Annotated in this window: 26 protein-coding genes; 20 read left to right on the top strand and 6 right to left on the bottom strand. The window is 60.6% G+C overall.

Annotated features, from left to right (window positions below; all coding sequences use genetic code 11):
• Positions 1 to 50: 50 nt before the first annotated feature.
• Positions 51 to 902 carry a peptide chain release factor N(5)-glutamine methyltransferase gene (gene prmC / locus GSQ80_RS07360; RefSeq protein ID WP_158787001.1) on the bottom strand — a complete coding sequence of 284 codons (852 nt, stop codon included), beginning with the start codon at positions 900 to 902 and terminating at the stop codon, positions 51 to 53.
• Between the two features lie 109 nt (positions 903 to 1,011).
• Here prmC and GSQ80_RS07355 point away from each other — a divergent pair, with 109 nt between their 5' ends.
• The 7 genes from GSQ80_RS07355 to GSQ80_RS07325 all read left to right on the top strand — a co-directional run bounded on the left by GSQ80_RS07355 (position 1,012) and on the right by GSQ80_RS07325 (position 6,808).
• Positions 1,012 to 1,605 (top strand): hypothetical protein, encoded by a 594-nt coding sequence (locus tag GSQ80_RS07355; protein ID WP_158787000.1) that lies wholly within the window; start codon positions 1,012 to 1,014, stop codon positions 1,603 to 1,605.
• Positions 1,606 to 1,678: 73 nt separating this feature from the next.
• Positions 1,679 to 2,383 carry a hypothetical protein gene (locus GSQ80_RS07350; protein WP_158786999.1) on the top strand — a complete coding sequence of 235 codons (705 nt, stop codon included), beginning with the start codon at positions 1,679 to 1,681 and terminating at the stop codon, positions 2,381 to 2,383.
• 168 nt (positions 2,384 to 2,551) lie between these two features.
• The gene (locus tag GSQ80_RS07345; RefSeq protein WP_158786998.1) at positions 2,552 to 3,415 is read left to right on the top strand and encodes a hypothetical protein; all 864 of its coding nucleotides are present in this window, start codon (positions 2,552 to 2,554) and stop codon (positions 3,413 to 3,415) included.
• Positions 3,416 to 3,547: 132 nt separating this feature from the next.
• On the top strand, positions 3,548 to 4,081 hold the full coding sequence (locus tag GSQ80_RS07340) for an RNA polymerase sigma factor (RefSeq protein ID WP_158786997.1): 534 nt from the start codon (positions 3,548 to 3,550) through the stop codon (positions 4,079 to 4,081).
• Positions 4,078 to 4,470 carry a hypothetical protein gene (locus GSQ80_RS07335; protein ID WP_158786996.1) on the top strand — a complete coding sequence of 131 codons (393 nt, stop codon included), beginning with the start codon at positions 4,078 to 4,080 and terminating at the stop codon, positions 4,468 to 4,470. The genes GSQ80_RS07340 and GSQ80_RS07335 overlap by 4 nt, the downstream gene beginning before the upstream one ends.
• 40 nt (positions 4,471 to 4,510) lie before the next feature.
• Complete coding sequence (locus GSQ80_RS07330; RefSeq protein WP_158786995.1) at positions 4,511 to 5,557, top strand: DUF4252 domain-containing protein; 1,047 nt, start codon at positions 4,511 to 4,513, stop codon at positions 5,555 to 5,557.
• Between the two features lie 60 nt (positions 5,558 to 5,617).
• Positions 5,618 to 6,808, top strand: a complete 1,191-nt coding sequence (locus GSQ80_RS07325; protein WP_158786994.1) for a tRNA guanosine transglycosylase — start codon at positions 5,618 to 5,620, stop codon at positions 6,806 to 6,808.
• Between the two features lie 228 nt (positions 6,809 to 7,036).
• On the opposite strand, the gene GSQ80_RS23735 is transcribed toward GSQ80_RS07325, so the two are convergent.
• On the bottom strand, positions 7,037 to 9,106 hold the full coding sequence (locus tag GSQ80_RS23735; RefSeq protein WP_158786993.1) for a glycosyltransferase family 39 protein: 2,070 nt from the start codon (positions 9,104 to 9,106) through the stop codon (positions 7,037 to 7,039).
• Between the two features lie 176 nt (positions 9,107 to 9,282).
• Between GSQ80_RS23735 and GSQ80_RS07315 the strand changes: the two genes are divergently transcribed.
• Both GSQ80_RS07315 and greB read left to right on the top strand, forming a co-directional pair.
• Entirely contained in the window at positions 9,283 to 9,843 is a 561-nt protein-coding gene (locus tag GSQ80_RS07315; RefSeq protein ID WP_158786992.1) for a GNAT family N-acetyltransferase, read from the top strand.
• A gap of 42 nt (positions 9,844 to 9,885) precedes the next feature.
• Positions 9,886 to 10,485 carry a transcription elongation factor GreB gene (gene greB, locus GSQ80_RS07310; protein WP_158786991.1) on the top strand — a complete coding sequence of 200 codons (600 nt, stop codon included), beginning with the start codon at positions 9,886 to 9,888 and terminating at the stop codon, positions 10,483 to 10,485.
• A gap of 251 nt (positions 10,486 to 10,736) precedes the next feature.
• On the opposite strand, the gene GSQ80_RS07305 is transcribed toward greB, so the two are convergent.
• Complete coding sequence (locus GSQ80_RS07305; protein WP_254059503.1) at positions 10,737 to 11,465, bottom strand: TetR/AcrR family transcriptional regulator; 729 nt, start codon at positions 11,463 to 11,465, stop codon at positions 10,737 to 10,739.
• Positions 11,466 to 11,579: 114 nt separating this feature from the next.
• On the opposite strand from GSQ80_RS07305, the gene GSQ80_RS07300 reads away from it, so the two are divergent.
• The 6 genes from GSQ80_RS07300 (at position 11,580) to GSQ80_RS07275 (ending at position 15,983) form a co-directional block, all read left to right on the top strand.
• Positions 11,580 to 12,209: an FMN-dependent NADH-azoreductase gene (locus GSQ80_RS07300; protein ID WP_158786990.1), complete on the top strand. Its 630-nt coding sequence runs from the start codon at positions 11,580 to 11,582 to the stop codon at positions 12,207 to 12,209.
• A gap of 59 nt (positions 12,210 to 12,268) precedes the next feature.
• The gene (locus GSQ80_RS07295; protein WP_158786989.1) at positions 12,269 to 12,646 is read left to right on the top strand and encodes a hypothetical protein; all 378 of its coding nucleotides are present in this window, start codon (positions 12,269 to 12,271) and stop codon (positions 12,644 to 12,646) included.
• Positions 12,647 to 12,649: 3 nt separating this feature from the next.
• Complete coding sequence (locus GSQ80_RS07290) at positions 12,650 to 13,363, top strand: cupin domain-containing protein (RefSeq protein WP_371315694.1); 714 nt, start codon at positions 12,650 to 12,652, stop codon at positions 13,361 to 13,363.
• Between the two features lie 80 nt (positions 13,364 to 13,443).
• Entirely contained in the window at positions 13,444 to 14,151 is a 708-nt protein-coding gene (locus GSQ80_RS07285; RefSeq protein WP_158786987.1) for a hypothetical protein, read from the top strand.
• Positions 14,152 to 14,184: 33 nt separating this feature from the next.
• Positions 14,185 to 14,826 carry an O-methyltransferase gene (locus tag GSQ80_RS07280; RefSeq protein WP_254059502.1) on the top strand — a complete coding sequence of 214 codons (642 nt, stop codon included), beginning with the start codon at positions 14,185 to 14,187 and terminating at the stop codon, positions 14,824 to 14,826.
• 89 nt (positions 14,827 to 14,915) lie between these two features.
• Positions 14,916 to 15,983, top strand: coding sequence for an MFS transporter (locus GSQ80_RS07275; RefSeq protein ID WP_158786986.1), 1,068 nt, complete (start codon positions 14,916 to 14,918; stop codon positions 15,981 to 15,983).
• A gap of 64 nt (positions 15,984 to 16,047) precedes the next feature.
• On the opposite strand, the gene GSQ80_RS07270 is transcribed toward GSQ80_RS07275, so the two are convergent.
• Both GSQ80_RS07270 and GSQ80_RS07265 read right to left on the bottom strand, forming a co-directional pair.
• Positions 16,048 to 17,454 carry an MATE family efflux transporter gene (locus GSQ80_RS07270; protein WP_254059501.1) on the bottom strand — a complete coding sequence of 469 codons (1,407 nt, stop codon included), beginning with the start codon at positions 17,452 to 17,454 and terminating at the stop codon, positions 16,048 to 16,050.
• A gap of 205 nt (positions 17,455 to 17,659) precedes the next feature.
• Positions 17,660 to 18,184, bottom strand: coding sequence for a DUF427 domain-containing protein (locus GSQ80_RS07265; RefSeq protein ID WP_158786985.1), 525 nt, complete (start codon positions 18,182 to 18,184; stop codon positions 17,660 to 17,662).
• 276 nt (positions 18,185 to 18,460) lie between these two features.
• Between GSQ80_RS07265 and GSQ80_RS07260 the strand changes: the two genes are divergently transcribed.
• Complete coding sequence (locus GSQ80_RS07260; RefSeq protein ID WP_158786984.1) at positions 18,461 to 20,020, top strand: CocE/NonD family hydrolase; 1,560 nt, start codon at positions 18,461 to 18,463, stop codon at positions 20,018 to 20,020.
• 116 nt (positions 20,021 to 20,136) lie between these two features.
• Here the strand turns inward: GSQ80_RS07260 and GSQ80_RS07255 are convergent, their stop codons facing one another.
• On the bottom strand, positions 20,137 to 21,336 hold the full coding sequence (locus GSQ80_RS07255) for a hypothetical protein (protein ID WP_158786983.1): 1,200 nt from the start codon (positions 21,334 to 21,336) through the stop codon (positions 20,137 to 20,139).
• 195 nt (positions 21,337 to 21,531) lie between these two features.
• Here GSQ80_RS07255 and yajC point away from each other — a divergent pair, with 195 nt between their 5' ends.
• The 4 genes from yajC to GSQ80_RS07235 all read left to right on the top strand — a co-directional run bounded on the left by yajC (position 21,532) and on the right by GSQ80_RS07235 (position 25,544).
• The gene (gene yajC / locus GSQ80_RS07250; protein WP_371315693.1) at positions 21,532 to 21,858 is read left to right on the top strand and encodes a preprotein translocase subunit YajC; all 327 of its coding nucleotides are present in this window, start codon (positions 21,532 to 21,534) and stop codon (positions 21,856 to 21,858) included.
• Positions 21,859 to 21,920: 62 nt separating this feature from the next.
• On the top strand, positions 21,921 to 23,507 hold the full coding sequence (gene secD, locus GSQ80_RS07245) for a protein translocase subunit SecD (RefSeq protein WP_158786982.1): 1,587 nt from the start codon (positions 21,921 to 21,923) through the stop codon (positions 23,505 to 23,507).
• A gap of 93 nt (positions 23,508 to 23,600) precedes the next feature.
• Positions 23,601 to 24,575, top strand: coding sequence for a protein translocase subunit SecF (gene secF / locus GSQ80_RS07240; protein ID WP_158786981.1), 975 nt, complete (start codon positions 23,601 to 23,603; stop codon positions 24,573 to 24,575).
• Positions 24,576 to 24,809: 234 nt separating this feature from the next.
• Entirely contained in the window at positions 24,810 to 25,544 is a 735-nt protein-coding gene (locus GSQ80_RS07235; RefSeq protein ID WP_158786980.1) for an energy transducer TonB, read from the top strand.
• Positions 25,545 to 25,685 lie beyond the last annotated feature (141 nt).

Genomic DNA, 25,685 nt, shown 5'->3' with positions numbered 1-25,685 from the left:
AATTTATCACCATTTGGTGATGCAAAGGGTGCTATCGAGCGACCGAGGAACTAGGGACGGGTGGCCAGGGCTATGCGGGGGATTTGGGCGTAGTCGTTTTGGAATTGGAGGTCTTGCCAGGGGCCGTTGGTTGGCTTGTCGAAGAGGGCTTTGAGGGCGTCGAGCTGGCCGAAGCCGAACTCGAGGGCTAAGAGGCCTTCGGGTTTAAGGGCTGCGTGGGCGGCGGGTATGAGGCGGCGGTAGATGTCGAGGCCCTGCGCGCCGGCGAAGAGGGCGGTGTGCGGTTCGTGCTTCAGGACCTCGTCGGACATGGTGGCGGCTTCGTAGAGGGAGACGTAGGGCGGGTTGGAGACTATGACGTCGAAGGGCAGGGCGGATTGGAGCTTCGGGGCGGCGAGGAGATCGGATTGCAGGAACGTGACGCGGTGGGTGAGATGGTGGCGGGCGGCGTTGTGCTCGGCGATGGCAAGGGCGGCGGGGTAGAGGTCGGTGGCGGTGATGTGGGCCTTTGGGAGCTTGGAGGCGAGTGCGAGCGCGATGGCGCCGGTGCCGGTGCCGATGTCGAGTATGTGGGGTTGGCGGAGAGTGGGGCGGGCGGCGACCCAGCGGAGGACAGCTTCGACGAGGAGCTCGGTTTCGGGGCGGGGGATGAGGGTGTCGGGCGTGACACGGAGCATGAGGCCGAAGAACTCCTGGTGGCCGGTGAGGTACTGGATGGGCTCTTTAGCGACGCGGCGACTGACGAGGGCGCGGTAGGCGAGGTGGAGGGTGGTGGAGAGTTCGGTGTCGGAGTGGGCGATGAGCCAGGGACGGTCGCGGAAGAGGAGATGGGCGAGGAGGGTCTCGGCCTCGCGGCGATCGATGGAGGTGGCGGCTTCGGTGAGGGCTTCGCGGAGGGTCATAAGGCAGGGGATAGGGGATAGAGTGTAGAGCGTAGAGAAGGCGGTTGAGAGTTATAGGATAGATCGTTTGCGCTAAGCTGGCGGGATGCGGTGGGAGCGACTGAGGTCGGTGAGATTTAGGTGGCTGTTGCCCGCGGTCGCGCTCATGGTGTGGGCGGCGGTGATTGCGGTGCCGGCGGTGCAGACGTATTGGAGGCTGCGGGCGATTGGGGCGCAGGGGAAGAATGCTGCGGTGATCGTGGGGACGTTTCATGGGACGATTCTGCCGGAGAATTTTTGGCGGTTTGCAGTGAATGAGGCGGTGGTGACGCACTCGCATGCGCTTACGGCGATGCAGTTGCCGGGGGCGTTGGTGGAGATGCCGCTGGCGATTGCGCTGACGAATCCATCGCTGTGGTATCCGAAACAGCTGGACGAGTGGACGTGGAGTCTGCTGGAGACGCCGCTGTATTGCCTGCCGGCGTGGTGGCTGGTGGGGTTGGGGCTGGAAGGATTGCTGGGGCGGCGGTGGGTTCGGTGGCCGTCGCTGCTGCTGGGGTCGGTGGCGTGGGGGACGTTTGCGTTTATGCTGTGCGAATACTTGTTGGGATGGATGCTGCCGGGGCGCGCCGTGGAGGGTTGGGTGGTGGCTGGGTTTGGATTGTGGATTGTGCTGTTTGCGGTGCTGCCAGTGTGCTGGGTCCTGCGCGGACGGCGGGAGTAAGAAGTTAGAGTGGAGAGACGCGGTGGTAGAACATCCGGGCCCTGGCCGAACGAGATTGCTTTGAGGTGAGTGGATGGATGTGCATGCGCCGCATGAGCCGTTGCATACGTGGAGAGACTTCTGGATTCATTTGGGGACGATCACGATTGGGTTGTTGATCGCGATCTCGCTGGAGCAGAGTGTGGAAGGGCTGCATCATCTTCACCAGCGGCATCAGTTGGAGCAAGATCTGCGGGCTGAGGGGGAGCGGAACATCGAGATCGTTGCGAAGGACGCGCAGGTGCTTGCGGCTACGCGGGCGTGGGAGTTGAGCCTGAGAAAGAATGTCGACGCGGTGCGCGCGAGCGGAGGCAAGGCGGGGCCCGCGTATGTTCCGAATCCTGTTCCGGGGCAGCCAACGGTGCCTACCGATTCGGTATGGACGACGGCGAAAGAGAGCATGTTGGTGGTTTTGCTGCCACGGGGCGAGGCGGAGATGTATTCGCGGCTGGACCTTCAGCACAAGCTGATGCAAGACAGGATTGATCATTGGCTGGAGGTGAAGACGGAGGTGAAAGAGTTCGAGGATAACTTCGACGATGGGGAGCCGGGAAGCACGCCGGATCTGAGCCGGATGAGCGCGGAGGAGCTGCATAGCTACTCCATGTTGCTGACGAAAGAGGTTGCGGCACGAGACGATGTTGCATCGCGGCTGAGCAGTTTTGTTCGCCTGGATCGTGCGGTGCTGGAGGGCGCGCGGACGGAGATGGAGATGATCGATAAGGCACAGAAGTTGTAGGGACGATAAGTTCTATGCGACAGGTGAAGGTTGGAGGTGCATGAACGAAGGTTCATGCACTCCGTGGGGTAGTGGGGAGTCTAAGGACGCATAGTCGCTGGTGGTGGCCATGCGGTTGTGGTCGCGCGATTCGGCATCCGATAGGGATCGATGATGAGGGGTGACTGCTTGACCGAGGGACGTTCAGGGATTTGGGAGCATGGGGGTTGGCGGGTGTTGCTGGTGGTGGTGCTGTTTCCGGGAATTGGGCTTGGGCAGACGGCGATGGTGAGCGCGGTGCCGCCGACTCCGCTGCAGGTGGTGAACGCGATGATTGCGCATGAGGATGACAACTCCGCGCATAAGGATACGTACGAATTTTTGTCGAAGGAGCGGTCGGTGCGGACGGGTGGGCAGGTGTGGACGGAGAGGGTGGTGGAGACGGCGTTTGGGCGGGTGAGGTTTTTACTGGCGGTCGATGGGAAGCCGTTGAACGCGGAGCAGGAGGGCGCGGAGCGGGGACGGCTGGCGGGGATTGTGGCGGATCCAGAGGCGTTTCTGGCAAAGGAGCGGGCGCAGAAGGATGACGAGGCGCAGGCGCGGAAGATGCTCGACCTGCTGCCAAAGGCGTTTGTGTTCGATAACGTGCGGCTGAACGAGGGGGTATGGACGATGGATATTCATCCGAATCCAAAGTATTCACCGCACGGGATTGAGGAGCGGGTGATGGGCGCGATGAGTGGGACGGTGGTGATTGATGCGGCGCAGGAGCGGCTGATGCATGTGGAGGGACGGCTGCCGCAGGATGTGTCGATTGGGTTTGGGTTGGTGACGGTGAAGGCGGGAAGTCATTTCAGCAGCGATCGGGCGGATGAGGATGGGCACTGGCGGACGCTGCACGTGCTGACGGCGATCAACGGGAAGGCCGTGCTGTTCAAGTCGGTGGGGAAGGACACGGAGGTGACGCGCTCGGAGTTTCATTATCTGCAGCCGGGGATGACGGTGGCGCAGGCGGTGGCGCTGGCAGAGTCCTACGTGGACGGCGGGAATTAGGAGCGGGCCAGTGGGTGGGGTGGGAGCCTAAACTGCTGAAAATTTAGAGAGTTGAACAATTTTCGGGGTGAGGCGGAAGATTTTGCATTCCGCGGGGTGCAGACGTGCGTATAGGTTAGTGAGCGCGTGCTGATGGCTATGGAAGCGGTGGAGTTTCGGAGATTGGTGGAGACACACCAACGCATGGTGTTCTCGCTGGCGCTGCGCGTGACGGGCGAGTATGGGACCGCGGAAGAAGTGGCGCAGGATGCGTTCCTGGAGCTGTATCGGGCGGTCGAACGGTTGGAGAGCGAGGATCATGTGCGCTTCTGGTTGCGGAGGGTGACGGTGCATCGGGCGACGGACGCGCTGCGGAGACGAGCGGTTCGGCCGGAGGCGGCGGCGGAGGAGTTTCTGGAGGAGGCGCACGGGCCGGAGGTTGCGGACAGCGCTGGGACCGGCAGTGGGATGAATGCGGCGGTGGTGGCGAGGTTGGAAGAGTTGTTGCAGGGGCTGCCGGAGGCGATGCGGGTGGCGGTGGTTTTGAGGTACCAGGAGGAGATGTCTCCTGACGAGATTGCGAAGCTGCTGGGACAACCGGTGGCGACGGTAAAGAGTCATCTGCAGCGCGGCTTGCAGTTGTTGAGACGGAAGGCCGCAGTGACGATGAAGGAGTATGTGCGATGAGTGAGCAGGAACGGATGGACGGGCCGGAGTTGGTTCCGGATCTGAAGCTGGCGGAATTTGAATTGCAGCTGGCGCGGGCGATGCGTCGCGTGGATGCGCCGGAAGGGTTTGCTGCGCGTGTGATGGATAGGGCGGCGAGTCCGGTCGAGGTCGAGCAGAAGGTATTGGTTATTCGGCCGCGGAGTGGTTTGTGGCGGTTGCAGGCATGGATGGGCGGAGCGCTTGCCGCAGTGCTGGCGCTGGGAATGTATGGAGCGGAAGTGTTGCATCAGCGGCGTGAACAGGCGAAAGCGGACCAGCAGTTTGCTGTGGCAATGCAGGCGACCAATCATGCGATCGCGCAGACGCGGGAACAGTTGCAGCGAGCGGGTTTGAAGTTAGGCGAGTAGGGTTTCGAGAATTTTGAGATAGAGACGGAAGGAGCTGGACATGAAGAGTATGAGCGGATGGATGAGGGCGGGAATGGTTGCTGCGATGATGGTCGCGGCTGCTGCTGGAGCGCAGACTACGGCGGAGGATGCTGCGCAGGCGGCGGATACGCAGGCGAAGGTCGCGGCGCAGCAGGCTAACGAGCAGGCGCAGGCGGCAAAGATTGAGGCTGATGTGCAGTCGCAGGTTGCGATGCAGCAAGCTGACGTGGCGGCGCAGATGGCGGTAGACCAGGCTGATGTGCAGGCTCAGGTTGCGTTGGCGCAGGAGGAGATCGAGAGTGCGGCTCCGCAGCTGGCAAAGCTCGGTGCGCTGAATTCGGGTCAGTTGGCGAAGATGCAGACGCAGTTGGCGCGCATGGCACCGATGGGCGCAGAGATGCAGGCACAGCTGGCTCCGATGGAGGCAAAGCTGGAGATCTCGATGGCACCGATACAGGCGGAGATGCTGGTGCAGTCGGCAGTGATGCAGGCGCAGTCGGCGGTGATGCAGGCGCACATGATGACGCATGGCATGATGCTGCAGGATGGGATGGTGTCGGTGGGCGACCCGCAGGTGAAGGATGAATTGTTTGCGGGGACGGAGAAGTTTGCCGCGGGTGCGAGCGATGTGACGGACGTGAATCTTGGTCCGGACATGCTGGGGATGGTGAGTGGCAAACACGGTGGCGACATGGCGCACAAGCTGAACTTCATGGTGGTGCGGACGTACGAGTATCCGAAGCCGGGCATGTACAACATGGCCGATGTGGATGCGTATCGGCAGAAGCTGCGTACGGGGAACTGGAACTGCTTCATTCATACGCATGAGAGCAAGACGGGCGAGTCGACCGACATCTGCAACCGTGCGCTGCCGAACAATGAAGGCAACGAGATGGTGATCTTGACGGTCGAGCCGCAGGAGTTGACGTTCATCCACATGAGCGGCAAGGGATCGTTGGCGGACCTGAGCAAGATGGGCAAGATGGGGGGCATGGGCGGGGTGGTGATCCCGGACCCGCCGGATCCTCCGACACCGCCTGCGGCACCGGCAGCTCCTCACCCGTAAGGCAGTGAGATTCGAAGGATGATCGAGTGTGAAGACATCGCCCCTCTACAATGAGGGGCGATGTCTCTTTTGTTTGAAGTGGCAAAGACGAGCGAAGGTGGTGGACGGCGGGCGGAGCTGGTGCTGCCGCATGGAGTGGTGCAGACGCCGGTGTTTATGCCGGTGGGGACGGCGGCTACGGTAAAGGCGGTTCCGCAGAATGTGCTGGAGGAGATCAACGCAGAGATCATTTTGGCGAATACGTATCACCTTTATCTGAGGCCGGGGCATGAGTTGATTCGGCGGATGGGGGGCGTGCATCGGTTCATGAGTTGGGAGCGGCCGATGTTGACGGACTCAGGCGGGTTCCAGGTGTTTTCGCTGGCGAAGCTGCGGAAGATTACGGCGGATGGGGTGGAGTTTCGATCGCATCTGGATGGGAGTAAGCATTTCTTTTCGCCGGAGCACTCGATGGCCGTGCAGATTGCGCTGGGTGCGGACGTGATGATGGTGTTCGATGAGTGCGTGGAGACGCCGGCTAGCTGGGAGAGAACACGGGATTCGATGGCGCTGACGCATGCCTGGGCGGAGCGGTCGAAGCAGTATTGGGTGGAGCATCGGGAGGAGGTGCCTTGGACGGCGCAGGTCTCAGAAGCGAGACCTGGGGCACCCGACTTGGTGGAGAGGTTTGAGGGGAAGCATCAGGCGCTGTTTGGGATTGTGCAGGGTGGGATGTATGCGGACTTGCGGCGGGAATCGGCACAACGGTTGGTGGAGATGGATTTGCCGGGGTATGCGATTGGGGGGTTGGCGGTGGGCGAGCCGCGCGAGGTGACACGGGAGATGATTGCGCTGACGCTGGAACATCTGCCCAAGGATAAGCCGCGGTATGTGATGGGGGTGGGGTATCCGGATGAGATTGAAGAGTATGCGCGGATGGGCGTGGACATGATGGATTGTGTGCTGCCTACGCGCGCGGGGCGGCATGGGCTGGTGTTTGTGCGTGAGGATCCGAAGGATCGGCGAAGTGCGGTGGTGCGGTTGAATGTGAAGAAGTTGGAGAACGCGGAGGATCAGCGGCCGCTGGATGAGGGGTGTGGGTGCATGGTTTGTCAGAGGCATACGCGGGGGTATCTGCGGCATTTGGTGTCGAGTGGCGAGCAGTTGGGGGCTACGCTGAACTCGATTCATAATTTGGCGTTTTATTTGGAGACGATGGAGCGGGTGCGCGGGGATTTGGCGGCGGGCGGGTTAGCTTCCAGCTTTAGCTAAAGGCAAGAACGGGCGCTTGCTGCGCGAGCGAGAAGCAGGTTCCTCGCTGCGCTCGGAATGACAGACAGAAAAACAAGGGCAACGGCAAAAGAAGAAGCAGATCCCTGCGGGATGGCAGCCAGAACGGCAACAGCAAATGCAAATGCAGGGATCTCTCCGCTGCGCTTCGCTTCGGTCGAGATGACAAGCTTTACGTTCGGGTCGCTAACGGGACGTCGAGGGTGCTAGCTAGAGGGCGGCTAGTTTTTGGTTGACGGTGGCTAGCCATTTGTCGCGGGCGTCGGGGTCCATGGTGTTGATCGTGGCGATGGCGCGGGCATAGGCCTGGCGGGCGGCTTCCTTGTTGCCGGCGGCGGCTTGGGTGTCGCCTAGAACGATCTCTGGTTGGATGGCGTTGGGGGCCAGGGATTCTGCGAGGATGGCTTCGTTGAGGGCGGCGGGGTTGTTGTGCGCGTTGGCGAAGGCCCAGGCGCGGTCGACATGGGGAAGGGCGGCGGCGAGGGGGAGGGTGAAGCGGCCGTTGAAGACGAGGATGCCGTCCTGGATGTAGGCAGAGGGGTGCACGTTCATAAGGGACTGGTAGGGGTTGAGAACGGAGGAGCCGGACTCGAAGTAGTTGAGGTCGCCGGCGCTGATGAGGATGGGGCCATCGATGGCGGTGTCGATGGTGGTGGGGATGTTGGGGAGAACGCCGGAGCCGAAGGAGTCGGGGGTGGGAAGGTAGACGCACGGGATGCCGTGGTCGCTGGGAAGGACGAAGGGGGTGACGAAGTATGCAAAGTAGCAGTGCGTGATGTGGCGGTCGCGTAGGTAGGCGGAGGTGGCGAGGAGCTGCTGGCCCCAGTCGGTGTTGGAGTCGGATAGATAGCGGTAGGTGTGGGTGGGGCCTCCCCAGGCTTCGTTGGAGTAGGCGATGTAGTTGGGGGAGGCGTGGAGGGTGGTGGCGATTTGGAATAGCAGGAGAGCGGCTACGGGGTAGAGCCAGCGGTGGTTGTGTTGGATGAGGGCGGAGAGGCCGGCGCCGGCGAGTACGCAGCAGAAGACCCAGACGGGAAGGATGTGACGGGCTCCAATGTTTAGGTGCGAGGACATGGCGACGATGAAGTAGAGCGCGGGCGGAGCGATGAGGAACCAGAGGGCGCGTGCGTTGCGGAGGTATCCTCGGGCGATGGCGAAGAGGGTGAGCGCGAGGGAGAGGAGCAGTGCGATGGTGGACTTGATGACGAAGACGACGGGGAAGTAGTACCAGATGCCGTGCTGGTAGACGTGGCCGAAGAAGAAGCTGGGCATGTCGTTGGCCATCTTGCGGACGTCGGCGAGGCCGTAGAGATAGCTTTCGGGGAGGAGGTGGAAGCGGGCGGCGAGGAGGATGCCGCGGGCCTGGATGCCGGCGAGTGGGCCAACGTAGTCGGTGAGTGAGGGAGAGAGGACGAGGGGGGCGGGTCGCGCGGCGTAGCGGAAGCCGTAGAAGGCCCAGAGGACTGCGACTCCGATGACCGTGATGATGGCGAGCGCGGCGGCGTAGTGGAGGGCGGTACGGGCGAGGGTGGTTTGTTGGGGGTTGCGCGGGCGGCGGGCGGAGAGGGCTCGGGCGGCTAGTTCGCCGGCGAGGAGGAGGACGAGCATGGGGGCGAGGAGCACGGTGGAGTGCTTGGCCGCGAGGGCGAGGCCGGCGGCGATTCCGGTGACGACGAGGCGCGCGGGGGTGGGGCGCTGGACGTATCGCCAGAGTGCGTAGATGGTGGCGAAGATGGTGCAGGAGGCGGCCATGTCGGTGGTGACGTAGGCGCCGAAGGCTAGCAGGTTCGGATCGAAGCAAAAGAGCGTGAGTGCGATGAGGCCGGCGCGAACGTTGAACATCTCGCGGGCGGCGAAGAAGACGAGTAGCGCGGCGGCTATGGCGAAGAGGAGGGTTGGGAGCCGGGCGCGGAAGACGAGAGTGTCGACGGAGTAGCGGCCGCCGTCTGCGGGACCGTTGTGGTAGAGAAGTTGCTGGCCGTCGAGGTAGGCTTCGGATTTGAAGAAGCGGTTCTGCAGCGGGGGGACGTTGAGATGGAGCGGGAGCAGCGGGAGGATGGCGAGCTGCTTGACCATCGGTGGGTGCTCGGGATTGAGGCCGAAGTCGTGAGTCTTCCAGCTCTCGTAGCCGGCAAAGATGTGATCGTCTTCGTCCCAAGTAAGGGACTGGCCGTGGATGGCGTGGATGATTTGCGCGGAGAGGATGAGGAGCAGGGCGACGACCGCGGCGGTGACCCAGCGGTTGGTACGAGGGGAGGTGGGAGCGGGTTTCGAGGGCATCATGCGGTCGGGCCATGATATGTCAGGGGAGGGGTGAGTGGATAGAGTTATGGGTTCGATTGTGGTCCGCTCTGACTCGAGCGTTCGAAGTTGCCGCAACACCGTTTTGCGGGAATGACGGAATAGGCGAGACTACTGGCGAGAAGCCGACTTCACAGGAGCGACGGGTAAACTCGTTGTTGCAGGACGAGTTGCTAGGTTTGCGCGTGTTTCCATTGCCATCTGTGCGTCTGAAGTTTAGGAGCTGGACTGAAGCCGATACCGCACTTGCGGAAGCGTTATGGTGTGATCCAGAGGTGACCCGCTTCTTCGGCGGGCCGATGACGCGTGAACAAGCGCATGCACGACTTCAGACGGAGTGCGAACGTGACCGCTCTTTGGGCCTACAGTATTGGCCGATATTTCTGCGAGAGTCGAGTGAATTTGCGGGGTGTGCCGGTCTGCGGCCGTGGTCAAAGGACCCTAAGATCATTGAAGTTGGCGTAAACCTTATGCGTGCCGCATGGGGTCAACGCCTGGGCGAGGAGGCCCTGCTCGCTGTGCTCGCGCATGGCTTCGACACACTGAACATGCCGGTGATTGTCGCCGGGCACGGGATCGATCATGACAACTCTCGGAAGCTATTGGAGCGGGTGGGATTCAGTTACACACACAACATCCTTTGGGGTCCGAGAGAGATCGAGGTATGCATGTGGACGATCAGTGCCGAGAACTGGAACGACAAGCATCGAGCCTGATAAACGCTCATATCTCAAATCGCGCCAGGAGAGGGTCGCAGGATGCGAAAAGGGTTTACGAGAAGACCGAAAGTAGAGGAGCCCGCGGCGAATCACGGCAAAAACTACATCACTCCGAGCGGACTCCAGCGTCTGAAAGATGAGCGCCATTTTTTGCTCACCAAGGAGCGCCCGGCCGTGGTGGAGGTGGTGGCGTGGGCTGCGAGCAATGGCGATCGCAGTGAAAACGCCGACTATCAGTACGGCAAGCGACGACTGCGGCAGATCGATGGGCGGATTCGCTTCCTGACGAAGCGAATCGACGCAGCAGAGGTGGTAGATCCGGAAGCTCCGAGAACAGGGCAGCGAGCGACGAGAGCGTTCTTTGGAGCCACCGTGCGCTATGCGAATGCCGCAGGGGCGGAGCGAGTGGCGAGCATAGTCGGCACAGACGAAATCGATCTCGACCGCAACCACATCAGTTGGGCTTCCCCCTTGGGGCGCGCATTAATGAGAGCGTCAGAGGGCGATGAAGTTGTTCTTCGTGCGCCGGGCGGTACTGAGACCCTGATTGTGCTGGAAGTGCGGTACGATCGCATTTCTGTTAAACCGTTTCGCGAACCACCTGGGTCCGAAGTCTCGACCAAGGGACTTCAGCGCTGACGCTCAATGAGCGAAGCTATCGGCTCCAGAACGGTCGGAGGGAAGGTCAGTCCCGATAAACGCTCTTCTCGCAACTAATCAACGTCTACCCGCTAAGTCGGGTTTTCGGCAAGTTGGGTTTTACTTAGCAAACTACGGTGCTAGAAATTTGGCTTTGAGGGACAGGAACGTGGTGAATGGAGAGTTGCGCGGCAACGCTCTAAGAAGGCTAAGCCGCGAGTTGATCTGAACGATTTCTTGGGGCCGTTCCGCTAAGCGGATTGCTGGAGGAGGATGGGGGCCACGAGGCGCTGGACGGTTACGGCGATCTCTTCGGAGGGGAGGTGGTTGGGGGTCTGGACCCACTCGCGGGCTGCGCCGTAGATGGCCCAACTGGCGGTCGCGGCCAGGAGTTCGGGGGAGGCTGTCGGCGGAGTTGGGCTCGCGGGGGGATGGTTGCGCAGGCCGTCGAGGAGCATGCCGCGAACGACTGCGACGATGGCGGTCTCCATGTGCGGGGGCACCTGGTTGGAAGCGGCGCAGGGAGTGTTTGCGAACTGGGCCAGGGTTTGGGAGAGGAAGTCACAGACGCCGAGGACGATGCCGGTGAGGGCGTTGGTGCAGGTGCCGTCGAAGACGACTCCGCGCCCGGCGAGGAGGGCGTGGAAGCGGCCGGCAACCATGCACTCGAGGAGGGCGAACTTGTCGGGGTAGTGGGCGTAGAAGGTCGCACGGTTGACGCCGGCGGCGTCGGTGATCTCCTGGACGGAGAGCTTGTCGAAGTCGCGGGTGCGGAGGAGGGTGGCCAGGGCTTGCTGGAGAAGCTGGCGGGTGCGGCGGATCCGCGGGTCTTGGGATTCCAAGGGCTGAGGCATGGATTCGAAGGGGAGAGCCGCTGATTCTACGGGTGAAGCTGCTGATTCCACAGGGGAAGACGCGGCGTCCGGGGTGGATTCGGGCGGGGCGATTGACGCTGCGGAGATGGCGGTGGGGATTGCCATGGGATTGAGAGTACTAAAAATTCATCGAGATTGGTTGATAAACGACATGTGTCGTATTTATCTTGAATCGACATCTGTTGTTTAGACATCAACTGTTGCAAAGGAGATTCAACCATGGCCACATTACTTCGTATTGATTCGAGTCCGATGGGAGCGGCGTCGGTTTCGCGCCACATGTCTGAGACGTTTGTAGAGAGCTGGAAGAAGGCGCATCCGGGCGGGACAGTCGTGACGCGCGACCTGACCAAGAGCGGGTTGGTATCGATTAACGCGGAGTGGGTGGCGGCGGCTTATACGCCGGCAGAGTCGCGGACGGCGGAGCAGAAGGCCGCGCTGGCGACGTCGGATGAGTTGCTGGCGGAGATTGATGCGGCGGATGAGCTGGCGATCGGCGTGTCGATGCACAACTTCAATATTCCGAGCGTGCTGAAGCTTTGGGTTGACCAGGTGGTGCGGGTGAACCGGGCGTTCAGCTATGCCGATGGCAAGCCGAAGGGATTGCTGATGGGCAAGAAGGCGACGTTCCTGGTGGCTACGGGCGGAGCGTATGGGCCGGGGAGCGGGATGGAGTCGTTGAATTTTATCGAGCCGTATTTGAAGACGCTGTTTGGGTTCGTTGGGTTCGGCGATGTGGTGTTCCACACTGCGGGCGGTGCGATGGCGCTGAATTATGGTGCGGATCGCGCAGAGTTTTTGCAGCCGCATGATGAAGCGGTTGCGGCGCTGGCTGCGGCACACGCGTAATTGGTCGGCGATGCTCTGTCGGGCTCAAGTGGATTAATTCAATCTGAAAGGAACCCTCGATGAGAGTTGCTGGTTTAACTGCGCGGTATTTGTTGGGCCTGATCTTCCTGGTGTTTGGAGCGAATGGCTTTCTGCACTTCATTCCGATGCCGCCACCTTCCGGGGTTGCGGGACAGTTCATGGGAGCGCTATTTGTGTCGCATGTGCTGGTCGTGGTGTTTCTGCTGGAGCTGATTCCGGCGATCCTGCTGCTGGTGGGACGGTATGTTCCGCTGGCGCTGTTGCTGCTGGGACCGGTGATTGTGAACATCTTTCTGTTTCACGCGTTCATGGCGCCTGGTGGACTGCCACTGGCTATCGTGGTGGTGATTCTCTGGGTGCTGACGGCGTGGAGTGTGCGCCCGGCGTTTGAGGGGATCTTCCAGACGAAGGCCTAAGGGATGTGGTTAGGCAGGAGCGGGCTTCCGGGACATTCCGGGAGCCCGTTATTGTTGGGAGATGGCAGGCGGTGGAGTAGTCTAACGGAATCCAAAATTGAATCTGAGGGGCGAGTCATGCATGCAGGCGAGGTCTACATCAACCCAGCGAGCGGCGAACGAGCCGTGGTTGTCTTAGGGACGGATGAAACGGACGGGAAACGTCTTGTAGTCGATGGATATCTTCGGCCTGGGGGTGGGATGATGGGGCGTCACTATCATCCGTCTATTCATGAGCAATTCAAAGTGATCAAAGGCACGGTCTCGTTCACGCTCAATGGAGCGGAGAAGACGGCGGAGCCCGGTCAGACCGTTGATATTCCTCCCGGTACCCGGCATAGTTTCTGGAATTCGGGATCCAGCGAAGCGTTGGTTCGGATGGACGTGCAGCCTGCTGATCGGTTCGCTATGGTGATCAAGAATGGCTTCTCTCTCGCGCAAGATGGCAAGACAGACACTACGGGCAAGCCAAGCATGCTGCAGATAGCGCTCATGGCGAGAGAGTTTGACGATGTCATTCGATATGACAAGGGACCAAGGATCGTTCAGCAGCTTCTGTTTCTTGTGCTCACGCCTTTTGCGAAGCTCAAGGGATTGAAAGGAAGCTATCCGGAGTATCTTGCACGGCCTGCATCGGAATCTGTTCCGCTGGACACGTTAGATCGCAGTGGCTTGTAGGCAATACGTCGTGCCCTTGGCGATTGCAGATATTGTTGGATTCGCACGGACCCGCTATCAATGGTTTGGCGGGGAGATGCGTGGGTGGTAGGCTCACGCTGATGAGTCTTGATGGACAGATGGAGAAGTTGAGCGCGCTCTACGAAGAGAAGAGCGATGGGGAGTTGCTGGATCTTTATGAGCAGCGCGATGGGTTGACGGAGATGGCGCAGCAGGCGCTGCTGGGGGTTATGCGGCAGCGGAAGTTGGATACGCATGCGCCGTTTGGGGTGCAGGAGCCGGAGCTCGGGGCGGAGGATGCGGTGGAGGCAGAAGCGCTCGATGCGGGTGAGGTGCTGGCGTATTTGTTTCATGATGCGTTCCAGGCGCGGGAGGCGATTCGGACGCTGACGGAGGCAGGAATTGAGCACCGGATGCTGGACTGGCATGTGGTGCATCCGGAGATGAAGCCGTATCCGAATGGGTTGGATTTGGGGTTGGTGGTGGCGCAGACGGATTTGCAGTCGACGCTTGGCGTGCTGAAGGAGCAGCTGGGGCTATTTCCGGGAGCGGAGGGGGAGGATGCGCTGGAGGATGGCGATTCGATGGCGGTGCTGTCGATGTATGAGCGCGGAGAGGCGTTGGTGGCGGCGCGGGCGCTGGGTGAGGCGAAGATGAGCTATCTGTGGCGCGATGGGAGCGAGCATGGCAGCGATCTGCCGGATGGCGAGACCGTGGCGATTGAGGTGAACTCGGCTGATGTGGAGCGGGCTACGCAGGTGGTGGAAGATGCGCTGGCGCAGCGGTGAGTGATTTCGAAGATGGAGTGTAGGCAGGACGATATGGGATTGTTTGGGAAGAAGTTGAAGCAGGAACACAAGGTGATGTTGCAGGCAGAGCGGGCGGGGGGCAAGCTGCTGCCGGAGTATCATCGCGCGACGCCGGAGTGTCCGCGGCCGGAGCGGTGGAGCATGTATGACTCGATGACGGCGGAGGCGGAGGTGCTGGAGTTTCTGCGCACGCTGGTGACGACGGTGAAGCCGGAGCTGGTGGTGGAGACGGGGTCGTTTCTCGGGGTGTCGACGCTGTGGATGGCGGAGGGGATGAAGGCGAACGGCTTTGGGAAGATTATCTCGTGCGAGTACGACCCGAAGGTGTTTGCGGCGGCGAAGGAGAAGATCGAGGGGCATGAGCTGGCGCCGTTTATTGAGCTGAGGAACGAGTCGTCACTGGAGATGAAAGTCGAAGGGACGATTGATATTTTATTTTCGGATTCGGACGTGGACATACGGGAGAGTGAGGTGCGGCGGTTTCTGCCGCAGGTTCGGCCGACGGGGCTGGTGCTGATGCATGATGCGAGCTCGCATATGAAGACGGTGCGGAATGCGGCGTTCAAGTTGGAGGCGGAGGGTTTGTTGTCGTGCGTGTTCCTGCCTACGCCGCGGGGGCTGGTGATTGCGCAGCGGCGGGAGGGTCGGGCGTAAGGGCTTGGTGTGGGTGGTATGCTTTGGGCATTCGTGCAAGCGCTGGTGGGCCCTGCTGAGTTCTCAATCCTGCAAGGTAGAGGCGCGCTATGTCTTTGGCCGAATCGTCGGAGGTATGGGCGCATGATTCTGCTGCGCTCGTGGGGAAGGCGGCGCTGCGCAAGGCCAGTTGGCGGCTGATTCCGCTGCTGGGGGTGGGGTACGGCATTGCGTACATGGATCGGATCAACATCAGCTTTGCGTCGCTGCAGATGAATCGTGATCTGCACTTCAGCGCTACGGTGTATGGGTTTGGGGCGGGACTTTTCTTTCTGAGTTATGCGGCGTGCGAGGTGCCGTCGAATCTGTTGTTGCACCGGGTTGGGGCGCGGCGGTGGCTGGCGCGGATCATGCTGACGTGGGGACTGCTGGCGATGGGGATGATGTTTGTCCGGACGCCTGTGCAGTTTTACACGGTGCGATTTTTGCTGGGGATGGCGGAGGCGGGATTCTTTCCGGGGGTGATTTTCTATTTGTCGGAGTGGTTTCCGGCGCGGCTGCGGGCGAGAGTGATCAGCAGGTTTTATGTGGCGCTGCCGCTGTCGTCTACGGTGATGGGAGCGGTGGCGAGTCCGCTGCTGCGATTGCAGGGGAGGCTGGGGCTGGCGGGATGGCAGTGGCTGTTTCTGCTGGAGGGTTTGCCGGGCGTGCTGTTCAGCGGGGTGCTGCTGCGATACCTGATCGATCAGCCGAAGGATGCGACGTGGCTGAACGCGGCGGAGCGGGATTGGCTGGTGCGGGAGATGGCGAATCAGCCAGTGGATTGTGATCATGGCGACAGCATGGTCAGGATGCTGCGCGACCCGCGGGTGTGGCAGGTGGGCGCAACGTGTTTATGCGTGCAGACGGCGGGGTATGCTTATGCGCTTTCGGCGCCGGCGATTCTGCAGGCGGCGACGGGATGGGGAGTATCGGTGGTGGGGTGGCTGGTGTCGGGTGCGGGATTGATGGGCGCTGCGGCGATGCTCGGTAATGCGGTGCACTCGGATAGGACAGGCGAGCGACGATGGCATGTGGCGTTGCCATTTCTGTTGACGGCGGGGATGTTTTTGGCGAGCGGGCTGCTGCGGACGCCGTGGATAGTGGCGGGCGCGTTGACGGTGGTGAAGAGCATTTAGTTCTCAGTTGTCAGTTCTCAGCTTCTAGCTAAGGCAAAGGCGGGCTGCTTCGACTGGTTGCTTTTTAGCTGGGGAGGGCGTGGGTGGTGCGACGCCAGAAGTAGCACATGGCGAAGGCTCCGCAGGTTAGGGCGATGAGGAGGCCCCACCATAGGCCGGCGGCTCCTAGTTTTTCGTGGAAGCCGAGAAGGATGCCTAGCGGCATTCCTATGAACCAGTAGCAGACGAGTTGGGTGATGAAGGGGGCGTGGGTGTTGCCTGCGCCGCGGAGGGCTCCAGTGGCCGTGATCTGGACGCCGTCGAAGAACTGGAAGCCGGCGGCGATGAGGAGCAGAGGGACGGCGGCGGCGATGACGCCGGGGTCGGGTGTGAAGATCCGGGCGATGTAGGTGGGGATCGAGAGGAGGAGGACGGAGGCGCACAGCATAAAGGCGGCGCCGGTGCCGACGCCACTCCATCCGGCGGCGATGACGTTGGCAGTGGTGCCGAGGCCGATGCGCATGCGTCCGATAGCGTGGCCGACACGGACGGAGGTGGCGGCGGAGATGGCGAAGGGCACCATGAAGGTGGTGCTGGCGCATTGCAGGGCGACTTCGTGGCCGGCGAGAGAGAGTCGGCCAAAGGTGGCGATGAGCGCGGTGACGAGGGCGAAGATGGCGATTTCGACGAAGATGGAGGCGCCGGCGGGGGCGCCGAGAAGGAAGAGGCGGCGGAGGTGTTGGTACTCGATGCGGAGCCACGCGCGCTGGCGGAGGCTGGCGAGGAGGCCGTAGTGGTGGTTGCGGTCGGCGCGCCAGACGGCGAAGACGAGGACGGCCATGAGATAGAGGCGAGCAAAGCTGGTTGCCCAGGACGAGCCGGTGACGCCGAAGGCGGGGATGCCGTAGCTGTGCCCGGCGATATTCCAGTGGTGGCTGAAGATCAGGAGCCAGTCCACACCCGCGTTGACGAGGTTGGCGGAGATGAGGGCGAAGGCGATGGGGCGGCCGTGGTGGTGGGCCTGCAGGTAGCGGCGGAAGGTGAAGTAGAGCAGCAGGGGGAGGGTTCCGTAGTTGAGGCCCTGCATGGCGGGGACAGCCTGGGCGAGGATGGCGTGGTCGACGGGTAGGCGGAAAAGAAGGACGGGCGTGAGGGCGAAGATGGCGATGAGGAGCGCGGAAAGGGCGAGGGCCATGACGAGGCCGTGGAGGAGCCAGCGGTTGGCTTCCTGCTGTTCTTTGGCGCCGAGGGCCTGGGAGATGAGGGTGTCGAGGCCGAGGAGGACGCCGCCGACGCCGAAGCAGAAGGTGTTGAAGAGGACTTGCGCGAGGGCAGCGGCGCTCATGGCGAGAGCGGAGTTGGGCAGGTGGCCGAGCATGATGGTGTCGACCAGCGACATGGAGACCCAGCCGAGCTCGCCGGCGATGAGCGGCAGAGCCAGGTGGACGAGCGGCGGGAGCTCGCTGCGTATGTCGCTTAACTTGATGCGCATACATAAGGGTATCGCGGGTCCTGGTCCTGCGCGGACGGCGAGGGTTAAGAGCCATAGGGAATGAAAGGCGAGTGTCAGGAGACGGGGGCGTTGCTGCGGTAGCCGGAGAAAAGAGGCGGCCGCTATGCGCAGCCTACGAAGTTAGGTCTCAAAGGCGGGGCACCGCGGGCACCCATATTGTCGCCTGGCAAGTTTAGTGGGGGAGCTAGCAGTTTTTGGGGTCGGTGGGGCTTTTGAAGGGCCCGGTGATGTTGGAGGTGATCCAGCCGCCGTAGAAGTCGCCGGGTTGGGGGACGACGCGTTCGCCATCGAGGGTGCACTCGTCGACGCGGTTTGCGTAGAAGGCGACGTGGTTGCGCAGGTCGGCGTAGGCGGGGGAGGGCTGGACGTAGCTCCAGGCGGCGTCGAGGCTGACGGCACAGGGCGATTCGGAGAGATTGAGAAGGGGATCGAGGGTCAGGTCGACGGACCAGTAGGTAGCGAGGCCCTTGAACTCGCACAAGGTGGCGGGGCGAGGAGAGGGCTTGAGGAGGTGCATGGCGATGTTGGCGTGGGGAATGTAATAAACGGGCGGGTGGCTGGTCTCGAGAACACGAAGGGAGCGTGCGGTTTCGGCGAGGAGGATGCCGCAGTGGACGATGCGGATGTAGTTGTGGACGAGTTCGAAGCGAGGTGGGCGCGGGTAGTCCCATACGGACTCAGTGGGTGACGAGGTGATGGGTGTAGCCATGACATAACCTTTCGGGAAAGGAAATCAGGTCGTGCAACTGCGTTAAGGGTAGGCCTTCGCGGACGATTTGAGGGGGCCCATTTTAAAATAGACGGGGGTTTTGATTGTAGATATTCAGAAAATATTCGATGCAATGAAGAGATGGGGAAGATGGCCGCGGAAAGAAGATGCGTGCGCTGAGGAGAGACTTTGCAGCGGTTTCGCGAAAGGCTTTGCCGCGGGGAGGGGCGAGGGGATAGTCTCGTTGCACCTTGTGCTGAAGATGGAGTCTGATTGATGCGAACAAAGAGGGTTTTCGCGGCTGTTTTGGTCGCTGGAGGGTTTGTGCTGGCGGGAGCACAGACGAAGCCGGCGGCTGAGGGTCCGCTGTTTCGGTTTACGGAGCAACCAGGGAAGTACGCGGTGGGCCTGAAAGTGGTGGAGCAGTATGACTTCTCGCGGACGTATCGGGCCAAGATCGATGCGGAGGGGAAGCCGACGGTGGGGGAGCGTGCACGGCCGCTGCAGACGCTGGTGTGGTATCCGGCAGAGACGAGTGGCAGGAAGCGGATGACGGTGGGGGATTACGCCGGATTGCTGGCTACGGAGACGAGTTTCGATAGGCCGAATATTTCGCCGGACTGGAAGCAATGGACCGATGCGATGAAGCCGTCGATGGGGGAGTCGTTGTGGGCGGTGAAGGATGCGAAGGCGCTGGTGGGGAAGTTCCCGCTGGTGATTTATGCGCCGAGTTTTTCGTCGATGGCTTGGGAGAATGTCGACCTTTGTGAGTATTTGGCGAGCCATGGGTATGTAGTGGTGGCGAGCCCGGATATGGGGGCGACGGCGCGCGGGATGACGCCGGATCTGACGGGGATTGATGCGCAGGCACGGGATATTTCGTTTTTGATTGGGTATGCGCAGACGCTGCTGAATACGGATATGTCGGAGATTGCGGTAGCGGGGTTCAGTTGGGGCGGGATCTCGAATTTGTTTGCGGCGGCGCGGGATAACCGGATCGACGCGCTGGTGGCGCTGGATGGGAGCATGCGCTATTACCCGGGGTTGGTGAAGAACTCGGGGTATGTGCATCCAGAGGAGATAACGCTGCCGCTGCTGTTCTTCACGCAGGGAGCGATCTCGCTGGAGGAGCAGGCGAAATATTTTACGGGTAAGGACAACGACGGTCCGAATGTGCTGAATGCGTGGACGCATGGAGATCTGATTACGGTGGATGATATGGCGCTGGTGCATGTGGAGCACAGCTCGGTGTACCAGCGGAATGAAGAGATATGGAAACACTATCCGGAGAATCGGAAGGGGGATTATTCGCGCGCGGATGGGATTGTGGGGTACGGGTGGGTGGCGAAATACACGCTGACTTTTCTGGATGCGTATCTAAAGCATAATGCGGAGGCGATGGCGTTTCTGAAGAAGACTCCGACGGAGAATGGCGTGCCGCCACACATGATGACCGTGGGCTTTCGCGCGGCGAAGGGGACTCCGGTGACGTTTGAGGCGCTGCGGGTGGGGGCGGGAGAAAAGGGGTTCGAACATTTGGCCGAGGTGTATGCGGCGATGAAGAAGGAGAAGGCGGATTTCAAGGTGGAGGAGTCGGCGATGTATGACTGGGCGACTGAGTTGCAGGGGGATGGGCACCTGGGGGAGGCGGTGGAGGTGTTGAAGCTGAATACGGCGATGTATCTGGAGTCGGGTAACGCGTACGAGACGCTGGGCGAGGCGCAGGAGAAGGCGGGTCAGAAGGTGGAGGCGGTGGCGAGTTATAAGAAGGCGTTGGAGAAGGATCCGGAGAATGCGGATGCGAAAGACAAGTTGAAGGCGCTGGAGGCGAAATAGGAGTTTAGGTGTAGCGCGCGGGAGTGGGGCGGGTTTGAACTCGGTGGCTACCCATCTATCTTTCACGCGGTTTTCAGAGACGTTCTCCGCCTCTGTCTCTGTTTCCGGCGCGCTCTCTACTCGACGAGCTCCTCCTTCTTTAGCTCGAGTTGTGGGTTGACGAGATGGAGCCCGATTGGCAAGCCGCCTACCGCGGGAGCAGCGTCCCGCACGATCGTTTCGAAATTGCTTACCTTCGCGGGATTTGACCAAGCCTCGTCGGCTACGACGAACGCGAGTGTCGTGCCTTCGCCATTGTGGCGGATCAACAATACGTTGGCTCCCTTACCTCGAAAGAAACCAGTCGAGTCGAGCTGTTGCCCGAGTGCGCGCGCCTCTTCCCTGGTTGCCATGCCCTCGTAGTAGACGAGGTTGTCGTTATCGAAACGTACCTGGCCCACCGTCGATGACTCTTCGACGTCAGCCTTGCCGTCGAGCAGTTGGACCTGAACCGGAAAGCCGCCCACTGTCGGGGCTACTTCCCGCGCAAGCTCTTCGAACGAAGAGAGAATTCCCGCCTGATTCCAGGTGCCGTCTGGCACGACGAATGAGATGGTTGTGTCGGGGATTTTCTTGCTGAGCAGAACGGTTGCTCCGCTGTCGAGGAAGTATTTGTGGTTTCTGAGTTCGTTGCCGAGCGCCGTGGCATTGGCTTTGGTTGCCAGGCCGGAGTAGACCACATCATCGTTGGTTCCAATGATCACTTTGCGGTCTTGAATCGCAAAGAGCACAGCCCAAGTTATGCCGTACAAAAGCGCCAGAGTCGCGACCCCGACGAAAAAGGCCATCGACTTAGTGTTAAGGCGACCGCCAGCCGCAACGTGCTCTTCAACAGCGTCGCCCTGCACCTCCATTGCGATCTGCCACGTGCAAAGGAAGAGCAGGAGCGCAAGCGCGGCCGAGGCGAAGGAGCCCGCAGGAGTGTTCCAATTCAACTTGATAAGGATGATGAGTGCACTGGCAATCAACCCGAAGAGGACGGCGAGCACGCCTTTCCCAGCTTTTCCCAATCTGCCGTAGTTAGCGGCTATCAGAATGGCGCCGGCAAGAGGGCTGCAAATGAATGCCGCTAGTCCGACCGCATTTGCATTGAACAGCCGGTAATCGAGCCGGGGTGTCCTTGCTTCATCAGATGTGCTCATACGAGTGCACTTATCATAAGCGGTCGAGAGCGGATTCACGGATGAATGATCGGGATTTCTGGACAGCCAGCTTTCCGGAAATTTCAGGCCGTCCGACGAAAACGAACCCCTACAAACCCGCGATTTCCTTGACATCACGCGGTCATTCCGCGATGCTTAACTTTCAGGTGTGATTGGCTGGCTTTCGTGGGCGTGTGTCTGGAGGAAACTTCGGGTGCACCGCACAGTTCCAGTGCTTGCCGATTGGGCGAGCGAAAATCCCCAAATTTTCAAGGAAGACGCGACCGGCGAAGAAATTTCGTGCGTTCGGCGCGCAAGCAGGATGTGGCAGTGAACGCTTTGGGTTTTGCTTTGCAGGCTGGCGGCGGATCGATCTTCGGTAAATTTGGCGGGATTCCGCTGCTGCTGTTGATGTTTGTCGCGATGTATTTTCTGCTGATTGCGCCTAACCAGCGGAAGCAGAAGACGTGGGCGGCGATGCTGGCGGCACTGAAGCCGGGCGATCGTGTGACCACGAACGGCGGCATTCGCGGCGTGATTGTGAGCGTGAAGGACGATTTGCTGGTGGTCCGCACGGCTCCTGATGGCGTGAAGCTGGAGTTTGTGAAGAGCGCTGTGGCGGCGGTTACCACGGAAGAAGACAACAGCAAGGCGTAGTCGGCAGACGGCCGGGACGTACACACCCTCTCGATACAGGCATTGAAGGAAACAAGATAACAATGGGCAAGAATCTGGCCAGTAGAACGGGCTTTATCGTCGCAGTGCTGTTGATCTTCACGTACGGAATCTTCGGGATTCCGCACGGTGGGTTGAAGCAGTCGCTTGAGAACCGCATTAACCTGGGACTCGATCTCAAGGGTGGCACGCACCTGGTGCTGCAGGTGCATGTGGCGGAGGCCGTGAACTCGTCCACTGACCGTGATGTGCAGGCGCTGAACACGGCGCTGGCGGCGACGGGAGGGACGGCGGCGAAGCTGGACCCGGCGCATCCGGAGGTGATCACGATCTCGGGCGGATCGCCGACGCAGCAGAGCGCGATCCACGAAGTTCTGACTGGCAATGAGTATGCCGGCTATGACGTGTCGTCGACGGGCAACGGCGGGTACAAGATGACGCTGAAGCTGTCGGAGATACGGACGATCGAAGAGCGGGCGCTGGATACGTCGATCGACACGATCCGCGAGCGCGTGAATACGCTGGGCGTGAGCGAGCCGGTGATCGAGAAGTATGGCCTGGGCGACAACGAGATCCTGGTGCAGTTGCCGGGCGTGTCCGATCCGGGCCGAGTAGAGAACATCATTCAGTCGACCGCGAAGCTTGAGATTCACGCGGTCGTGGGCAGTTATGGCAGCGAGGCCGAGGCGCAGCAGGCGAATCCGGCCGGAATTCCGGCAGACGCTGAGCTGCTGAAGGGTTCGAATGGCGCGGGCGGCCCGGACCAGTATTACCTGCTGAAGCGGCTGGCGATTGTTGCCGGTACCGACTTCCGCGACGCGCAGCCATCGACCGATGAGAACGGACGGCCGGATATTACGTTCGACCTGACGACCGAGGCGGGCGAACGCTTCTACAAGTACACGGACGCGAACAAGGGCACGGGCCAGATGGCGATCGTGCTGGACAACCAGGTGCGCGAGGTGGCGGGGATTGAGGGCGCGATTCGCGACCAGGGACGGATTACCGGCGGGTTTTCGCAGGACCAGGCAGCTGACCTTAGCCTGATGCTGCGGACGGGTTCGCTACCTGCGTCGATCTCGTACCTGGAGACGCGGACGGTAGGGCCGACGCTGGGTGCGGCCAGCATTCACCAAGGCGTAGTGGCGTCGATTGCCGGCCTGGTGGTGGTGCTGATCTTCATGCTGTTCTATTACAAGGGCGCGGGCATCAACGCGGACCTGGCGCTAATTCTGAACCTGTTGATCCTGCTGGGGTTCATGGGCTTCTCAGGCGCGACGCTTACGCTGCCAGGTATTGCCGGAGTGATCCTGACCATTGGTATGGGCGTGGATTCCAACGTACTGATCTTCGAGCGTATTCGTGAAGAGTTGCGGCTGGGCAAGACGGCCGCGGCCGCGGTGCAGGATGGATTCGCGCATGCCTGGACGACGATTTTCGATACGCACGTCACGACCGTGGTGTCAGCGGCAATCCTGTTCTTGTTCGGAACCGGGCCAGTGAAGGGCTTCGCAGTGACACTGACGATTGGCTTGATCGCGAACATCTTTACTGCGGTGTTTGTCTCGCGCACGATCTTCGACTACCTGCTGAGCAAGAAAGAACGCGGCACGGCAGAGCTTTCGATTTGAAGAAAAGCTTCCAGCTGTTGGCTTCCAGTTGAAGCAACGGCGACAACAAATTGTTACGAAGAGCTAAGAGCTAATCGCTGAAGGAAAGAAAACGTGGAACTGTTTCGGAGCGCAAATATCGACTGGCTAGGGAAGAAATGGTACTTCCTGGGCTTCAGCCTGATCTTCTCGGTTGCTGGACTGATCAGCATCTTCTTCTGGCATGGAATCCCTACGGGCGTGGACTTCAAGGGCGGAACGGCGATCACCGTTCAGTTCGACAGCGCACCGCACGAGGACAACATCCGCAAGGCGCTCGCTGCGGCCAATATCAAGGACGCGACGGTGCAGCGGATTTCTGATGTGGGCGGCGGGGCGCTCGGCAATAAGGAGATCATCTCTTTGCCGATGTCGACGGCGCAGGATACGGCGCATGATGAAGGCCGGTCGGCGGTGGAGAACGCGCTGACGGCGGGTTATCACGACTCCGGCTTCACTGTGCAGCAGGTGGACATTGTGGGGCCGACGGCAGGTAAGCAGCTTACGCACGAGGCGGAGCTGGCGACGCTGTATTCGCTGCTCGGAATGCTGATCTACCTGTGGTTCCGGTTTGAGCTGATCTATGGAGTGGCGGCGGTGGTGGCAGTGTTTCATGACACGCTGATCACGATCGGTTTCTTTTCGCTGACTAACCAGGAGATTACGCTGACGGTAGTGGCAGCGATCCTGACGCTGGTGGGCTACTCGATGAACGACACGATTGTTGTGTTCGATCGTATTCGCGAGAACTTGGCGTTGAATCGGCGCGACAAGCTCGCCGATTTGGTGAACCGCAGCATTAACCAGACGCTGAGCCGAACGGTGATTGCTTCGGGACTGACATTTCTGACAGTGCTTTGCCTGTTTGTTTTTGGCGGCGAAGTGCTGCGTGGCTTCTCGTTCGCATTGGTGGTGGGCATCATTATCGGAACGTATTCGTCGATTGCGGTGGCGGCGCCGATGCTGGTGGCGTACCAGGACTGGCGGGCGAAGAAGGCGCCTGCGGGCAAGCGGGTTGCGCTTCCTGCGGCAAAAGTCGTTCGGCGCTAAAAGGATAGGACTGCACCATTTCTCAGGCATTTCCTCATTCCGGGCGATTTGAGATAGGATGAGCTGCAAGGCGCGGCATCTCAAACCCCGGATAAATTCATCCAAAACAAATGGCGGGAACTACGCGCCAGGCATGCAGTTTTTTTGAAAAATAAACTGCATCCGGGAACAATTCGAGTTAACGCGGTGTCTAAAGATCTTATGCTTTCCCCTCAGGGGAAGGAGGTCGCTTAAATGTTCGAAGACGCTCTGATGGAATCCGGCGGTAAGCTCAAGACCCGGTCGAAGTATTGGATGATTGCCACGTTTGTATTCAACGGGCTAATCGTCGGCCTGATGATCTTGGTTCCGCTCCTGTATCCCGAGGCTTTGCCGCACAACTCGCTGACGGCATCGCTGACAGCTCCGCCGCCACCGCCGCCTCCGCCGCCGCCACCACCGCCGCCTGCGGTGAAGGTGATCAAGGTAGTGACCGTGGATAACGGCCTCCATGCGCCAACGAAAATTCCTAAAGACATCAAGATGGTGAAGGAAGATGCACCGCCGCCTCCAGCTGGGGCAGGCGTCGCTGGCATGGAAGGCATGGCCGGCGGAGCGCCCGGTGGAGTATTTGGCGGTATCACGGGCGGCACGGGGCCGGCGATTCACGTAGCCCCACCAAAGCCAACTGGACCGGCACGCATTTCGGGCGGCGTGATCGCGGGTAACCGCATTGCGTTTGTCGAGCCGCAGTACCCTCCGATTGCAAAGATTGCACACATGAGCGGAACAGTTGTGCTGCACGCAATCATTTCGAAGACCGGTGCTGTGGAGAGGTTGTCGGTATCCAGCAGCACGAACCCGATGTTCAACAACTATGCAATGCAAGCAGTGCAGCAGTGGAGATACCGGCCGTATTTGCTGAATGGCGATCCGACCGAAGTAGATACCACTATCACGGTGAACTTCGCTTTGAACGGCAGCGAATAGACCTCAGGAGCAGCGTGGCGCGGACATCTGTTGATTATTAACCCCTTGATCAATAGCGCGCGCCACGGGGCTCAACCTGAGTTATGGTAATAATCTCGACGACATCCTCGGCGAGAACAGGCGAAGCCTCCTGTTCGAACC

Origin of the sequence: Granulicella sp. L46, assembly GCF_009765785.1 — a bacterium.
GTDB lineage: Bacteria > Acidobacteriota > Terriglobia > Terriglobales > Acidobacteriaceae > Granulicella.
This window is presented reverse-complemented; position numbering and strand designations above follow the sequence as displayed.

Coding starts and splice junctions, on each gene's coding strand:
- prmC (WP_158787001.1), bottom strand. CDS start 902: ATGACCCTCCGCGAAGCCCTCACCGAAGCCGCCACCTCCATCGATCGC.
- GSQ80_RS07350 (WP_158786999.1), top strand. CDS start 1,679: ATGGATGTGCATGCGCCGCATGAGCCGTTGCATACGTGGAGAGACTTC.
- GSQ80_RS07340 (WP_158786997.1), top strand. CDS start 3,548: ATGGCTATGGAAGCGGTGGAGTTTCGGAGATTGGTGGAGACACACCAA.
- GSQ80_RS07335 (WP_158786996.1), top strand. CDS start 4,078: ATGAGTGAGCAGGAACGGATGGACGGGCCGGAGTTGGTTCCGGATCTG.
- GSQ80_RS07330 (WP_158786995.1), top strand. CDS start 4,511: ATGAAGAGTATGAGCGGATGGATGAGGGCGGGAATGGTTGCTGCGATG.
- GSQ80_RS07325 (WP_158786994.1), top strand. CDS start 5,618: ATGTCTCTTTTGTTTGAAGTGGCAAAGACGAGCGAAGGTGGTGGACGG.
- GSQ80_RS23735 (WP_158786993.1), bottom strand. CDS start 9,106: ATGCCCTCGAAACCCGCTCCCACCTCCCCTCGTACCAACCGCTGGGTC.
- greB (WP_158786991.1), top strand. CDS start 9,886: ATGCGAAAAGGGTTTACGAGAAGACCGAAAGTAGAGGAGCCCGCGGCG.
- GSQ80_RS07305 (WP_254059503.1), bottom strand. CDS start 11,465: ATGGCAATCCCCACCGCCATCTCCGCAGCGTCAATCGCCCCGCCCGAA.
- GSQ80_RS07300 (WP_158786990.1), top strand. CDS start 11,580: ATGGCCACATTACTTCGTATTGATTCGAGTCCGATGGGAGCGGCGTCG.
- GSQ80_RS07295 (WP_158786989.1), top strand. CDS start 12,269: ATGAGAGTTGCTGGTTTAACTGCGCGGTATTTGTTGGGCCTGATCTTC.
- GSQ80_RS07290 (WP_371315694.1), top strand. CDS start 12,650: ATGTGGTTAGGCAGGAGCGGGCTTCCGGGACATTCCGGGAGCCCGTTA.
- GSQ80_RS07280 (WP_254059502.1), top strand. CDS start 14,185: ATGGGATTGTTTGGGAAGAAGTTGAAGCAGGAACACAAGGTGATGTTG.
- GSQ80_RS07275 (WP_158786986.1), top strand. CDS start 14,916: ATGTCTTTGGCCGAATCGTCGGAGGTATGGGCGCATGATTCTGCTGCG.
- GSQ80_RS07270 (WP_254059501.1), bottom strand. CDS start 17,454: ATGCGCATCAAGTTAAGCGACATACGCAGCGAGCTCCCGCCGCTCGTC.
- GSQ80_RS07265 (WP_158786985.1), bottom strand. CDS start 18,184: ATGGCTACACCCATCACCTCGTCACCCACTGAGTCCGTATGGGACTAC.
- GSQ80_RS07260 (WP_158786984.1), top strand. CDS start 18,461: ATGCGAACAAAGAGGGTTTTCGCGGCTGTTTTGGTCGCTGGAGGGTTT.
- GSQ80_RS07255 (WP_158786983.1), bottom strand. CDS start 21,336: ATGTCAAGGAAATCGCGGGTTTGTAGGGGTTCGTTTTCGTCGGACGGC.
- secD (WP_158786982.1), top strand. CDS start 21,921: ATGGGCAAGAATCTGGCCAGTAGAACGGGCTTTATCGTCGCAGTGCTG.
- GSQ80_RS07235 (WP_158786980.1), top strand. CDS start 24,810: ATGTTCGAAGACGCTCTGATGGAATCCGGCGGTAAGCTCAAGACCCGG.